At 61.1% G+C, this 14168-nt stretch carries 12 protein-coding genes; 4 read left to right on the forward strand and 8 right to left on the reverse strand.

Going from position 1 to position 14168, the window contains the following annotated elements; all coding sequences use genetic code 11:
- Positions 1-76 precede the first annotated feature (76 nt).
- Positions 77-679, forward strand: coding sequence for a DUF4136 domain-containing protein (locus tag IEW18_RS15890; RefSeq protein WP_188558848.1), 603 nt, complete (start codon positions 77-79; stop codon positions 677-679).
- A 70-nt stretch (positions 680-749) separates the two neighbouring features.
- On the opposite strand, the gene IEW18_RS15895 is transcribed toward IEW18_RS15890, so the two are convergent.
- The 4 genes from IEW18_RS15895 to IEW18_RS15910 all read right to left on the reverse strand — a co-directional run bounded on the left by IEW18_RS15895 (position 750) and on the right by IEW18_RS15910 (position 6192).
- Positions 750-1745, reverse strand: coding sequence for an XdhC family protein (locus tag IEW18_RS15895; protein ID WP_188558849.1), 996 nt, complete (start codon positions 1743-1745; stop codon positions 750-752).
- 48 nt (positions 1746-1793) lie between these two features.
- Positions 1794-2291: a hypothetical protein gene (locus IEW18_RS15900; RefSeq protein WP_188558850.1), complete on the reverse strand. Its 498-nt coding sequence runs from the start codon at positions 2289-2291 to the stop codon at positions 1794-1796.
- The gene (locus tag IEW18_RS15905; protein WP_188558851.1) at positions 2240-4561 is read right to left on the reverse strand and encodes a xanthine dehydrogenase molybdopterin binding subunit; all 2322 of its coding nucleotides are present in this window, start codon (positions 4559-4561) and stop codon (positions 2240-2242) included. Before IEW18_RS15905 ends, IEW18_RS15900 begins: the two co-directional genes overlap by 52 nt.
- Before the next feature lie 188 nt (positions 4562-4749).
- Complete coding sequence (locus tag IEW18_RS15910; RefSeq protein WP_188558852.1) at positions 4750-6192, reverse strand: FAD binding domain-containing protein; 1443 nt, start codon at positions 6190-6192, stop codon at positions 4750-4752.
- Between the two features lie 318 nt (positions 6193-6510).
- On the opposite strand from IEW18_RS15910, the gene IEW18_RS15915 reads away from it, so the two are divergent.
- From IEW18_RS15915 to IEW18_RS15925, 3 genes are all read left to right on the forward strand, one after another.
- Positions 6511-7461: a hypothetical protein gene (locus IEW18_RS15915; protein ID WP_188558853.1), complete on the forward strand. Its 951-nt coding sequence runs from the start codon at positions 6511-6513 to the stop codon at positions 7459-7461.
- A 127-nt stretch (positions 7462-7588) separates the two neighbouring features.
- The gene (locus tag IEW18_RS15920; RefSeq protein ID WP_188558854.1) at positions 7589-8653 is read left to right on the forward strand and encodes an MJ1255/VC2487 family glycosyltransferase; all 1065 of its coding nucleotides are present in this window, start codon (positions 7589-7591) and stop codon (positions 8651-8653) included.
- A 284-nt stretch (positions 8654-8937) separates the two neighbouring features.
- Positions 8938-11625: a cyclic nucleotide-binding domain-containing protein gene (locus IEW18_RS15925; protein WP_188558855.1), complete on the forward strand. Its 2688-nt coding sequence runs from the start codon at positions 8938-8940 to the stop codon at positions 11623-11625.
- A 12-nt stretch (positions 11626-11637) separates the two neighbouring features.
- Here IEW18_RS15925 and IEW18_RS15930 read toward each other — a convergent pair whose 3' ends face one another.
- The 4 genes from IEW18_RS15930 to IEW18_RS15945 form a co-directional block, all read right to left on the reverse strand.
- On the reverse strand, positions 11638-12006 hold the full coding sequence (locus tag IEW18_RS15930) for a hypothetical protein (protein ID WP_188558856.1): 369 nt from the start codon (positions 12004-12006) through the stop codon (positions 11638-11640).
- Positions 12007-12133: 127 nt separating this feature from the next.
- Positions 12134-12454, reverse strand: coding sequence for a hypothetical protein (locus IEW18_RS15935; RefSeq protein ID WP_188558857.1), 321 nt, complete (start codon positions 12452-12454; stop codon positions 12134-12136).
- Positions 12455-12725: 271 nt separating this feature from the next.
- Positions 12726-13772, reverse strand: coding sequence for an adenylate/guanylate cyclase domain-containing protein (locus IEW18_RS15940; protein ID WP_188558858.1), 1047 nt, complete (start codon positions 13770-13772; stop codon positions 12726-12728).
- Positions 13762-14160, reverse strand: a complete 399-nt coding sequence (locus tag IEW18_RS15945; protein ID WP_188558859.1) for a response regulator — start codon at positions 14158-14160, stop codon at positions 13762-13764. The genes IEW18_RS15940 and IEW18_RS15945 overlap by 11 nt, the downstream gene beginning before the upstream one ends.
- Between the last annotated feature and the right edge of the window lie 8 nt (positions 14161-14168).

Consider the following 14168-nt stretch of genomic DNA (forward strand, 5'->3'; position numbering starts at 1 on the left):
TTTAAACTAACTAGCAGTAGGCAAGCGAACTAGGTTTCGTATTTTAGGGGTAGGATGCTTTAACCTTTCTGAGCCTATGAAACTGCTTGTTACGCTGCTGACCGGCGGCAGCCTACTACTGTCGGGGTGCCTTATGTCGCGGGAGGCGCGCGTGGAATCTGATTACAGCTATGCCGGCCAGTTTCGGCATTATCGGACCTACGAATTTATCAGCGGGGACGGAATCAACTCCGACTCCAGTCGGCTCGGCGAAGCCGTCCGCGACGCCATTCGTACGCGCATGAAAATTCAGGGCTACCGCCCCACCCGCCGCCGGCCCGACCTGCTGGTGAACTTTCGCTTGTTTGAGGGAGATATGCGCTTTCGGGGCTACAGCCAAGACGACTTCACTAAGTGGGTGCAGAACGGCGACACCGAAGACGAGGACACGCCCAAGGACGCCCGCAAAGGCTACCAGCCAGTGCGGCTGCTCTTATCAGAAGGCACCTTGCTGGTTACCCTGATTGATAACCGCACCAACCGGGCCGTGTGGAACGGCTATGCCTCGGGCGTGAGCGTGCCCTCCGGCCCCCAGGGCGAAATCGTGCTCCGGCGTTCCGTGCGCTCTATTTTCGACCAGTATCACGTCTTCACAGCCGGCTACCTGCAGGGCAACAATACGGCGGAAGAAGGTAACTAAACAACCCGGAGGCGGGACATTCGCGCTTGCTACGGCGCTGGGGTAGCGTCAGCTTCGGTAGAGGATAGTGCTACTTCAGCGGCCGGTTGCGTTCCTGAATCAGCTGGGCGGCAATGCTGATGGCAATTTCTTCGGGCGTGCGGCTGTGAATGGGCAAGCCGATGGGAGCGTGCACGCGCGCCAAAACGTCGTCTGGTACGCCTTCGGCCCGAAGTGTGGCCAGCAGCTCCTGAATTTTGGCCGCGCTGCCCATCACACCCACGTACCGCAGCCGCCGCTGCAGGAGCTGGCGCAGGGCTATCAGGTCGGTGCGGTAGCCGAAGGTCATCAGCACCACGTACTGCGCGGAGTTTTCCGGAATTTCCTGGGCCAGCTGCTCGTAGGCTACGGTGCGCTTATGATGAGCGAAGGGATTCTGCTGTTGCGTATTCAGGCCAGTTCGGTCGTCAAGAACGGTTAGCTCAAACTCCAGCGTGGCCAGCACCCTGGACAGCGCCAGACCCACGTGTCCGGCCCCCACAATAATGGCGTGGTCGCGGAAGCCGAGGCGCTCGGCGTAGTGCCAGTGGGCCCCGCGGGTAGTAAAGTCAAAGCCAGTACCGGACGTAGCCAAATTCAACTCTAACCCCCGCTCCCCTGAAAGCTGCACCTGCCCGCCCGCGTGGGTGCGCAAGGCCTGCACGATGCCTTCCAGCGTAGGTAAGTCGGCTGCCCGGAGCGGGAAAACGAGCACCCACTGCTCGCCGGAGCAGATGAGTCCGGAGCGGTCCGCGGGAGCCTCTTTTCGGTGAATCTGGTGGCGTAGTACCGGCGCAGCGTCAGGTCTGGGTAGCAGGGTACGGGCCAGCTCCACAAACTTGTGCTCCATAATGCCCCCGCCAATGGAGCCGACCAGTGTATCGGCCGTTACGGCCATTTTGAATCCCTGCCGGCCGGGGCTGCTGCCCTGGCTGTCGAGCACGCACAGCAAGGCTACCCCCACCTGCTCCCGCAAACAAGCGGCCGCGTACTCCCACACCGGCAAGTCGCGTGGAACGGAAGCAAAAGGCGAGGCAGCAGAAATCATGGAAATGAAAAGTGAACGAAACGTAAGGCGGCAACCGAAGCGGCTCCCTTACAGCCACGCGGCGCTTAGGGCATAGTACACGGCCATTACCCCCGAAAACACGGCGCTGACCACGAAGCGCCACTCCGCCGACACCCGGTTCTGAATGTAGTAGTTCACCAGCAGCGAAACCGGAATATTGAGCACGAACGAGCGGGTAGCCAGCGGCACCAGGTCCCAGGTAATTTGCTCCGGATGACCCGAGAAAAACCGCAGAAACACGTAGTGCCGGGCAATCCAGAGCGGATTGAAGTAGGCCAGCGACAAAGCCGCCCGCATCCACTTGGCACCCAGACTGGCGGTAGCGCTGGACGGAACGCGCTGGTCGAGCCAGCGGAAATAAGCGGGCACCTCCCAGGAGTAAAGCAGGCCGCCAACGAGGGCCATACCCAGCAAGCGGCCCCAGGAAAATTCGTGCAGTAAAAGCGCCGCGACGGTGTCGCCGGCGGCGTAAATCAGGAATCCACGGAAGTGGTTACGTAGTTGAGTTGAGCGGGTGAGGTCCAAGCGGTGGGGGTGGTAGGTGCGTCGGGGTACAGATTAAGCAGCACTTTCTCCGGCGTCATGGGGGCCGAGAAAGGCAGGGGAGCATCGGGGCGGAAAGCCCGCACGGCGTCGCGGAGCGCGAAATAGGTGCCAATGCCGTACATGAGCGGCGGCTCGCCCACGGCCTTGGAGCGCATAATGGCCCGCGGGTGGCCGGGTGTGTCCAGGAAATGCACGTCCAGCACCTTGGGGGCTGAGTACAGGTCCGGGATTTTATAGGAGTTCAGGGAATTGCTGAGCAGGCGGCCTTCTTCGTTGTACACCAACTCCTCCAGAGTCATCCAGCCAATGCCCTGCACGGCGCCGCCCTCAATCTGCCCCCGGTCGATGGCTGGGTTTAGGCTCTGGCCGAAATCGTGGGCAATGCGCACCGCTTCTACCTCATACGTACCGCGCAGACAATCTACGCGCACGGTGGTAAGAGCCGTGCCGTACACGTGGTAGGCAAAGGGGTAGCCCTGGTTGGTTTCGGCATCGAAATGCAGATCAGGCGTGGCATAGTGGGCGTTTTCCGAGAGGCTGATGCGCTGCCAGTACGCCGCCGAAACCAGCTTCTCCCAGGTTGAGCCGGCGGGCTTGCCGGCGGCCAGCACCTGCTCGTTTTCAATGTGCAAGCCCTCGTACTCCAGTTTCAGCTCGGTGGCCGCCAACCGGAGCAGCCGCTCGCGCAGGGCCCGGCAGGCCAGCTCCGTGGCTTTGCCGTTGAGGTCGGCGGTAGCGGAGGCGGCCGAGGGCGAGGTGTTGGCTACGCGGGTGGTATTGGTGCTTTCTACCTTGACGCGGCTAACCGAAATGCCCAGCGTTTGGGCGGCTACCTGCGCCATTTTGGTGTTCACGCCCTGGCCCATTTCCACCGCCCCGGTGCTCACGCCCACCGAGCCATCGGTATAGATGTGCACCAGCGCGCGGGCCTGGTTCATGGCCGTTTTGGTAAAGGAAATGCCAAAGCAGATGGGCATCACGGCCAGGCCCTTCTTCACCAGCTTATGCGCCTGGTTGAATTCTTCTACCTCGCGGCGCAGGGCAGGCAGGTTGTAGAGCGCGGCGGCCGTATCCCAGGCCTGCTCGGCGTGGCAGCCTTCGGTGGGCTGGCGGTATGGCAACAGGTCGCCCTCGCGCAGCAGGTTGCGGCGCTGAATCTCGCTGGCGGACAGGCCCAGCCGCTCGGCGGCGCAGGCAATGGCCGACTCTATCACGAACATGCCCTGCGGCCCGCCGAAGCCCCGGAAGGCCGTGTTGGGCGGCAGATTGGTACGGCAGCTGTAGGCCGTGGCCGTTACGTTTGGAATAAAGTAGGTATTCGTGGCGTGGAACAGGGTGCGCTCCAGCACGGCCGGGGAAAGGTCAGCGGCCGCGCCGGCATTCTGGAAGAAGGTAGCCTCATAGGCCACAATTTTCAGGTTCTCATCCAGCCCGATTTTAAAGTCGGAGGAGTAGGGGTGGCGCTTGCCGGTCATGCGCATGTCGGCCATGCGGTCCAGCACCAGCTTCACGGGGCGGCGGGTTACCAACGCCCCCAGCCCAGCCAGGGCGCCCCAGGGCGTGGCCTGGTCTTCCTTGCCGCCAAAGCCCCCGCCCAGGCGGGTAACGTCCACTTCTACTTGGTGCATGCCGACCCCCAGCACGCGCGCGGTGTGCCGCTGTACGGCCGTGGGACCTTGGGTGGAGGACACGATGCGGACCCCGCCCATTTCGGTGGGGAAGGCGTAAGCGCCCTGGGTTTCGATATATAGGTGCTCCTGCCCCCCCGATTCGGCTACTCCCTCAAACACGTGCGCGCACCCGGCCCAGGCCGCCCCTGAGTCGCCGAGACGGAAGGTACGGGGCGGGACAATCAGCTCGCCCTGGGCGGCGGCGGCGCGCGGGTCTACTGTCACGGGCAGGGGCGCAATGTCAAGCCGCACGTGAGGCAGGGCGGCCTGGGCGGCGTGCTCCGATTCGGCCAGTACCAGGGCTACCGGCTGGCCCCGGAAGTGCACGTGGCCTTCGGCCAGCAGGGGCTCATCGGGCACGATACCGCCAATCTGGTTTTCGCCGGGAATATCCTGGGCCGTGATGATGCGCACCACGCCGGGCTGCTGCAGGGCGGCCGATACATCCAGGCCCAGCAACTGTCCGTGCGCCACCGGCGACTCCACCACCGCCGCGTACAAGGTGCCGTGCTGCACCGGAATATCATCCAGGTACTGAGACTCGCCGCGCACGTGGCGGGCCGGATCGAGGTGGTTCATGCGGTGGGAAGTGGTGACTGAGTGAGGTAGTGACTGAGCGAGGCGGTAAATAAATGGTACGTCATCCTGAGCGGGAGCGAAGGCCCTTCTCACGTCAGCACGATAATCGTAACAACGACATGTTCACGCCTGATAAGGTCCTTCGGCTACCGCCTCAGGATGACAGATGATTGATTCACTTTACTTAGTTACTGATTCACTACCTCATTGAAGTGGGCCGTGAGCAGCTGCCGGAGCAGCAGGCGCTTGTATTGCTCGGTGCCACGCACATCACTAATCGGGCTGATTTCCTGCTGAGCTAGGGCTAGGGCTTGCTGCACGGTTTCGGCCGATACGGGCTGGCCCGCCAGCCACTCGCTGGTGCGGCGCAACAGCAGCGGAACGGGCCCCACCCCGCCCGCCGACAGGCGCGCCTCCTGAATCATGCCGTCTTCAATCCGCAGCCAGGCGGCGGTGTTCACGCTGGCAATATCCAAGTGGGTGCGCTTCGATACTTTTTCAAAGTTGAACACGTCGGTGGGGGTAGGGGCCACGAAGCGGATTTCCCGCACCTGCTCATCGGGGGCTTTAGCCAACTGCTTGTAGCCCCGGTACAGCTCGGCTAGCGGCAGGCTCCGGCGCTGGCCCGCGGCATCTTCCAGCTCAATTTCAGCGCCTAAAGCCAGAAAAAGAATGGTTAAGTCACCGATAGGGGAAGCGTTGATGAAGTTGCCCGCCACGGTGCCCATCTGCCGAATGGGGGTGCTGCTGACCAGCTTCAGAAAGCGGGGCAGGGCCGGCAGCACTGCCAGCATCACCTCCGATTCCAGGAGCTGCTGGGCCGTGGTGGCCGCTCCCAGCATTATCAGGCCCGCCTCCGTGCGCCGGATGCCGCGCAGGGCCGGTTGATTGTAGAGTAGCTCCACGGGCACGGCGCGCACGTGCTCCGGGCGCTGCACCAGCACATCGGTGCCGCCGCCCAGCAGCTGGAGCCGGGTTCCGGGGCCGCCCTCAGGCCCGTTGGGTGCCGGGGCGGGCGTTGCGCCGTTGCCGTTTGCGGCCAAGTCGCGCAGGGCGGCGAGCTTGCCGGGCATGTCGGCGAAGTAGGAGGGCACGAAGCCTTGCGCCGCCAACCAGGGTAGGGGAGCGGTTGCCGGGCGCTGCGTAAGCTGCTCTTGCAGGTGTTGGGCGGCCCGCTCCAGGCTTTTGTAGCCGGTGCAGCGGCAGATGTTGCCGTCCATGGCCGCCCGCACCGACTCCGGGGTGCTGGGCCTGGAGCTAAGGGCGTGGCCGGTCAGGGACATGACAAAGCCCACGGTGCAAAACCCGCACTGGGAGCCGCCTTCGGCCACAATGGCCTGCTGCACGGGCGTAAGCGCGCCACGGGCCGCATTAATGCCCTCGACTGTTACCACATGCTTGCCGTGGGCGTTGCCGAGCGGGGTCAGGCAGGAGGTCATCGACTGGTAGGTAACCGTGGCGGCGTCCGGCGTCAGCTCCCCCACCAGTACCGTGCAGGCCCCACAGTCGCCTTCGCGGCACCCGATTTTGGTACCCGTCAGGTGCTGGTGGTAGCGCACGTAATCCAGCAGGGTACTACCGGCAGGCTGGTCGGTTTGGATAAGCTGGTTATTGAGGTAAAAGTGGAGCATACGGGCGCCGAAAGTCAGAAACGGAAAGGAAAGTTACGGGATTTTTGGCCGCCGGCGTAGCATTACGGTAACCGTAAGCTCCATACTTGCGCCGCTATCAGCCACTAGGTTTTTCGCTGGTATAGACCTATTTGCTACCCTTATAATCGTGCTTAAACTAATGTAAAACACTGGAAAACAGAGGGTAAACAGGAGGCACAGGAACTCAACCATGGGCCCAAGCTGCCCTAGCCTGCATCTTGCCCCGGACTCTTTTGTCTACTTTCGGCTTGGTTTTGGCCCTGGGCCAGCTTTCGTCGCGTCTAGCCTTTCTGCTCTATGGATTTTTTCTCCACCTTCCGCTCCGCGCTCAGCTTGGCCGCTGGAGCCAGCCTGCTGTTCGCCGCCTCCTGCACCGCCCCGCGCGCCATCGTGAGCACGGGCAAGGTTACGCCCCGGGGCGAGTTTCGGGTGGGCGGCAACGTCTCGTTCAACGCTCCCACCCAAACCATTGGCAAGGTAGGATCAACCCTGAAATCGGCCGCCGAGAATCTGGCCAATAAAGCGGCTAACGATACGGTTAACTACAATCAGACGGTAGAAAAGCTGCAAGTGGCGGCTATTGCCTACGCCCTGGACCCGGTGCGGCCCTCCTCCGACCTCTACATTCGCTACGGGGTAATTGAGCGCCTTGATGTGGGCTACAAATACGCCTTTGGCTCCCACGTTTTCGACGCCATGTACCAGTTTCTGGGGCCCACGGGCACGCCCGAAAACCCCGGCAGCCGGGAGGCGGGCGCCACCTACGGCAGCATTGGCCTGCAGTACGCCACGCAGCGGGCCAAGCTGCCCAGCATCCCGTTTCTGGACGACGTGAACACGCTGCTCGGCTTTAAGGCTACCCGCCACGATGTGCTGGTGCCGCTGGTGTTTAGCCGGTCCTTGGGCGTGGAAGAGGAAATTGGGGCTATATCCTACGGGGTTATATACGCGCATACTTTCCTGCGCTACGGCCTCACGCCGGGCAACCTCTACAACGGCCCCGGCAGCGGCTACGCGACGGGTAAAGTGCCGGAGCTACCCACGGCCCGGCGCAATTTCAGCTCCTTCGGAGCCTTCTTCAACGCCAAGCTGGGCTACCGCTACGCCTACGTTATTCCTGCCCTTTCGGTGTACTACCAGAACTACGGCGAGTTCCAGCTGCTGAACAACAGAACCACCAAGCTCAGCGGCTTCACGTTTATTCCGAGCCTGGGTCTGCAGTTTCGCGTACCTTCCGGCCGCCGCTAACGGCGCCTTGCACCCACAAAAAAGCCCGGCCAACTGGTCGGGCTTTTTTGTGGGTAAACATGGGTGGTGCTTCCCTACCTCCGCCCCGGTCGCCGTACTTTCGCCGCATCATATCAGCAGCTACGCAATGAATATTCTGTACGGAGTGCCCGGCGAGGGGCTCGGCCATGCCACCCGCAGCAAAGTCGTAATTGGCCACCTGCTCAGCCAGGGCCACAACGTGTGCGTGGTAAGCAGCTCGCGGGCCTACCAGATGCTGGCGGCCAACTTCCCCGGCCGGGTCCACGAAATCAGGGGCTTTCATCTGGCGTACAAGGAGCTGACGGTGTCGAAGTCGCGCACGGCGGCGCTTACCTTGCGCTCGGCCCCCGAGAATCTGCGGGTGAACTTCCGCAAGTACCGGGAGCTGCTCTGTGATTTCGAGCCTGAGGTAGTGATTTCCGATTTCGAGTCGTTCAGCTTTCTGTTCGCCAAATGGAAGGGCCTACCCGTCATCAGCATTGATAACATGCAGATTATCAGTCGGGCCGAGCTAGACGTGCCGGTGCCGCCCCAGGAGCGCCAGAACCTGACCCTGGCCCGGCAGATTGTGCGGGCCAAGCTGCCCCGCAGCCGCCACTACCTGGTTTCCACCTTCTTCCGCCTGCCCTTGATTAAGGAGCGCACCACGCTGGTAGCGCCCATTCTGCGGCCCGAGGTGCTGGCCCTGCAGCCCACCCGCGGCGCGCACGTGCTAGTGTATCAATCCGCTACCACCCAGAAAGACCTCATTGCCCAGCTGCAGCAGCTGCCCGACCAGGAGTTTCGGGTGTACGGCTTCAACAAGGAGGAAAGCCACGGCAATGTGCAGCTCCGGGCCTTCAGCGAGCAGGGCTTCCTGGCCGATTTGGCCAGTGCCCGCGCCGTGGTAACCAACGGGGGCTTTTCCTTGATCAGCGAAGCCGTGTACTTGCACAAGCCCATTTGCGCCGTGCCCATTCCGGCCCAGTTTGAGCAGTTTCTGAACGCGGCCCAGGTGCAAAAACTGGGCTACGGCCGCCACTTCGAGGCCATTACCCCCGATAACCTGAAGGCGTTCCTCTACGATGTCAACCGCTTTGAGGCCGCGCTAAGTACCTACGTGCAACCAGGCAATGAGGAGCTATTCGAGGCGCTGGAACAGGTGCTGGCCAACGTACTGGTGGAGCCGTAAGCAAATGCGGGCCGCCGCGGGCACCCCCGGCAGTTTGCCTGGCCGCAACTCCGAAAATAACCCTGGTCAGGTTTTATCTGGCAAGTGCTTTTGTGCTGTCATGCCGAGCGGGGCGAGCAATCTGGGTCAGCTGCTTAACGATAAACCCAAATTTGCCGCGCCGCTCGGAATGAGCACTAGGCTGTTTTCGGCTGTTCCGATATAAACTGATCCACCGAAAAACCCGGGTTGTGCCGCGCCAGGGTTCTATCTTGCGGCTTCTGGTTCTTACCCTCGAATTTGGAATGACACTACTTGCACGCTGGCAGCAGCTACTGGGCATTCGTCCTGAGGAAGGCCGCACGGTGGGATTATTCTTTCTGCACAACTTCCTGCTGGGCATCGGCACCATTCTGGTGTACGTTTCGGCCAACGTCATTCTGCTGGAAAACAACCCGGAGCGCAACTTGCCCCTGGCGTACGGGGCGGCCGCCCTGCTCATGCTGGCGGCCGGCAAGCTGTACGCCCACTTTGAGCACCACCTGGGCTTGCAGCGGGTAGCGGTGCGGGTGCTGCTGGCAGTAGTGGCCCTCACGGCCGTGCTGGGCGTGCTAGTGGCGGTGGGGCATTCGGTGCTGGCTGCCGTGGTGATTATGGCCGGCTACCGGGTAATTTACCTGCTGACCAACCTGGAGTTTTGGGGCGTGTCGGCGGTGGTGTTTGATGTGCGCCAGGGCCGGCGCCTGTTCAGCGTCATCAGCTCCGGCGACATGCCTGCCAAGGCCCTCGGGGCCGTGCTGGCCATCCTGATTCACCATCATACGGAGCTGCTGTGGCTGCTGCTAACGGCCTTTGGAGCCTATATAGGCGCCCTGTTGGTGCTGCAGCAAACCAACCGCTCCCACTTGGTGGAGGCCCGCTCGGCGGCCCGCGCCCTGCGTACCCAAGCCGTGGCCCCGCGCCTGCAGCGCTGGTTCGGGAGCAGCCGCTTGGTCCTGACGATGTGCCTGAGCATGCTGGCCCTGGCGGCGGTTACCACGGGCATTGAGTACTCGTTTTTCGTGAATGTAAAGCACCGCTTCCACGACCAGGCCCTGGTGATGCGGTACGTGGGCACCGTGCTGGCCGTGGCCTACCTGCTGGCCCTGGTCGTAAAGCTGATCCTGACGGGGCAGGTGCTCAACAGGGTAGGGGTGCGCGGCGTGTTGCTGGCCCTGCCGGTGGTGCTGCTGGCCGGGCTGGGGCTGTTCGCTCTGCTGCCTGCCGCCGCGCCCGATGCGCTGGTGCTGTACTTCTGCGGCCTGTTCATCACGCTGGAAGTGCTGCGCCGCGCTGTGTTCGACCCGGTGTTTCTGGTGCTGTTTCAGCCCCTGCCCGCCGCTGAGCGCCTGGAAGCTCATACCTTGGCTAAAGGCTTATATGAGCCGCTGGGCCTGGGATTGGCGGGCGGACTACTTTTTCTGCTACCCGACCAGCGCGGCCTGACCTTTGGCTGGATGGGCTTGCTGGTGCTGGTAGCTTTGTTTTTCCTGCACCGCACCCACGGCCACTACCTCGCGGAGCTGCAACACGCCGTTGGCCGCCGGTTCGGGGCGGCGACTGATGAAGCTGAAGCCGGGGAAACAACCCATGTGAACGGGAGCGGAGAAGCAGCAAGTCCGGAGGATGTGCGGGCCCACATTGCCGCCTTAGCCGACAAAACAACCCGCGCGGCAGCCACCGATGCCCTGCTCAACTTAGGCGAGCAAGCCCTGCCTACGCTGCTGGAAACCCTGCAAACCAGTTCCGATGAGGCTATTGTTCGGCGGGTAGCGCAGCTGTGTGGCCACCTGCGCCAGCCGGCCAGTCGGCGGGGACTGGTAGCGCTGGCCCAGCAGCCGCACTTGTTTCGGCGCGAAGCGGCCTTGCGGGCGTTGCGTGGGGTTTCGCCACTAGCCGCTGATGCGCCCACGTTTCAGGCCTTAGTGCAGGAGGAATTGCGCCTAGCCCAGCTGCTGCTCCACGGCCTGGCCGCCACCCACGACAAAGCCGTGCGGGCCAGCCTGGATTACGAGGTGGCCCGGGTGCAGCAGCGGGTGTTCGGGGAGCTGCAGCAGCTCTACCCGCCTCACCTCATTGCCGATGCCCAGCGCGGCGTGGCCCACGCTACCCGGGAGCGGCAGGCCAACGCCCTGGAGGTGCTCGATAATTTGATTCCGCGGCCCGTGTACCAGGGCCTGCAAACCCTGCTCGAAGTAGACCCTGTAGCCGAAAAAGCCCGCGCCTTTGACGCCCTGTTGGGTCCGCCCGCCGCGCCGGAACCCCTGCCCGTTACCATCATCCGGCGGGGTGAGGCCGCCTTCACCGACTGGACCATCAGCCTGGCCTTGCAGCACTGGCAGCCAACCCCGGCTACAGCGGCGCTGCTGCTACCCCACTTGCACACGCCTAACTTGCTGATCCGGGAAACGGCGCTGGATGTGCTGGGCCGATTTGCCCGGCAGCAAGCGGCGGCGTACACGCACCTGCTAGCCTCCAACCCCGACCTTGCTCTTCCGCTTATGAGCCATTCCGCTACCACCACCGCGCATATTTCGGCTGCCGAGCGAGTAGCCGTGCTACAGCATACCGCCTTGTTCGCCGCCACGCCGGCCAACGTGCTCAGCAGCATTGTGCCCATCATGAAAGAGGTAGAATTTGCCGCGGGTCAGCAGATTTTTGCCAAGGGCGACCTGGGTACGTCGCTGTTTATCGTCCACGAAGGCGAGGTAGGCATCTTCACCGGCTCCCAGCAGCTGGCTACCTTCCGCAAAGGCGACTTTTTCGGGGAGCTGGCCTTGCTCGACGCCGAGCCGCGTTCCGCTTCTGCCGTCGCCCAAACGGCGGTGGTAGCCTTCCGCCTCGATCAGGAAGACTTTTACGATGTGATGGAAGAACGCGGGGAAGTGCTGCGCAACATCCTGCGCGTGCTCTGCCAGCGCCTGCGCCTGCAAAACGAGAAAGTGCAGGCTTGAGCAAGGTAGGGCCTAAGGCTTCTGCCAGAACGCGGCCGCGTTGCTGGTGGCGTAGGTGGTCAGGGTAGTCTTGTTGACTTGTATCGCCTTGAGCGACCGTGGTTTGGCACTGAGCGGCACCAACCGAATGTACTCGATGTGCTTGCCGTCGGCGCGGGTTTCAGCGTTGTACTCGCTGCTCACGGGCGTTTCTAGCTGGTAGAGGTTTTTGGCCATGTAACGGTACAGGTATTCCTCCTTGGTCGTGGTTTGCTTGTGGTTCCAGTTGGCGGTGGGGTTTAGCAGCAGGGGCTTGCCGTTGAGCAGCCGCTCACGCACTTCCTCAATGCTGAGCAGGTTGCCTTGCTCGTTCATCACGTAGGCGTCGTGGGTAGGGTCCATGTACAGCCACTTCTGCTGGCTCAGTACTCCAAATGCTTTGCATAGTCCGATACACCGATACCCGTAGCAAACCGGTGCCAACTGTCATCGGGTAGCCTACACATGAGCAATGGAAACCGATATACGTCTATGCATCCTTAATTCGATATTCAATAAGGCGTAGTGCAGTATCTTTAATACTTAGTTTTTCAAGTTTTATATATTCCTCTATTAACTCAATAGCATGCCACAACATAAATAGCTCGGTATATTCTTGTCCATCCTTTACATACAAAATGTATTCTTCAGTTTCTTCTATATCAAAGAAATGAAGTTCTGAGTCAATATCTATTTTATCCTTCATATAGATATCACTGGTTTCAATATCTAAACCAAGCTGTTCTTCAACAGATGGCCTGCCCGAATTCAGTGATTCCGCGACTATTTGCACCAGGTCTTGAAGCTGCATATTGTTCGTCAAAATATACGTTGGTTTACCAGTACTCTGCTTTAACGTAATATAGTACAGGTCGGCAAATCAAGCAGCAGAATTAAGGAGCGTTTCATACGGAATAGCTTGTAAGTGAAAGGAATAGACAGGTAAAGGATGCGTCTGTTTCGGTATCAGTTGCCTGCTGCCACCGAATATAAATACTTAGGTAATATTACACACCGATGTCGTTCTGCCAGCATTGGTAAACCTGCTGGCAGAACGACATCGGTGCAAGAGCCGGAAAAGGTTAGGCCACTACCTCGTAAATCATGACGGGTTGGGCCTTGTTCTTCAGGGTCACTTCCTTGATGGGCCGGCACTGGAACGACTCGCGCAGGTGCTGGTAGGTGGCCTCCGTCACGATTACCTGCCCGGGCTGGGCCACGGACTGCAGGCGCTGGCTGATGTTGACATTATCCCCGATAACGGTGTAATCGAGGCGCTTAAGCGAGGCCGAACCGATATTGCCCGACACCATTTCGCCGGTGTTGATGCCGATGCTGACCTCGGGCTGGTAGGCCTGGCCGTTGGGTAGGGTGTGCTGGTTGGCCTGCACCACGGCGCGCACGGCCAGAGCGGCATCCACGGCCCGGTCCAGGTGGTATTCGCCCCGGAAAACGGCCATGACGGCGTCGCCCATAAACTTATCCACGTAGCCGCCCTGGGCAATAATCTCCTTCACCATCTGGTCGAAGTAGGTGTTAAGCATGGTCACGACGGCCGAAGCAGGCAACACCTCCGAAAGCGACGTGAAGCCGCAGATGTCGATGAACACCACCGTGGCTTCTACCGTTTCGCTGGCCATGAGCGTGTTTTCAAAATCGGGGCGGCCCACGAAGTTGAGCACCGTCTCGTCCACGTACATCTTCAGGATGTTATTTTCCTGGATGGCCCGTAGGGTCTGGCGCAGCTGCTGCACGTGGTGAGCCGTTTTTTCCATGGTTACTTCCAGGTCCTGAAAGTCCACCGGCTTGGTCACAAAGTCGAAGGCGCCCCGGTTCATGGCCGTGCGGATGTTCTGCATGTCGCCGTAGGCCGATACCATGACGGTTTTCAGCACCGGGTTGGTTTCCTGCAGCTTGGTGAGCAGCGTGAGCCCGTCCATCACGGGCATGTTGATGTCGGAGAGGATAATGTCCAGATCGGGGTGGGTGCGCACGCTGTTCAGGGCTTCCTCCCCGTTGCTGGCAAACACGAATTCATACACATTCTCCCGGATTTTGCGCCGAAATTTCTGCTTGATGAGGAGCTCCAGATCGGCCTCATCATCCACGACCAGAATCTTAGTTTTCATGGCTAGCCAGTACGAGTAATTTGTCCTTGAGCGCCGCAAAATCTACGGGCTTGGTCAGGAAGTCGTTGGCCCCCAGGGCCAGGGCCTGCTCCCGGCTTTCCGTGTCGCCGTAGGCCGTAATCATCATCACCAGGGGCGAGGCGGGGGGCGGGGGCGCGGCATACTCCTGCTTGATGTGCTTGAGCAGCTCCAGGCCACTCATGCCGGGCATGTTGATGTCGGATAGAATGAGCACCACCTCCGAGGCGTGTTCGTGCAGGTAGGTCAGGGCTTCCTCGCCGGAGTAGGCAAAGGAAAAGGACAGCACCCCGCTGCGGATTTCCCGCCGGAAGCGCTGCTCAAACAGCGTGCGCACGTCGGTTTCGTCGTCTACAACCAGTATTTTCATCGGAAACA

Origin of the sequence: Hymenobacter glacieicola, assembly GCF_014640315.1 — a bacterium.
Lineage (GTDB): Bacteria > Bacteroidota > Bacteroidia > Cytophagales > Hymenobacteraceae > Hymenobacter > Hymenobacter glacieicola.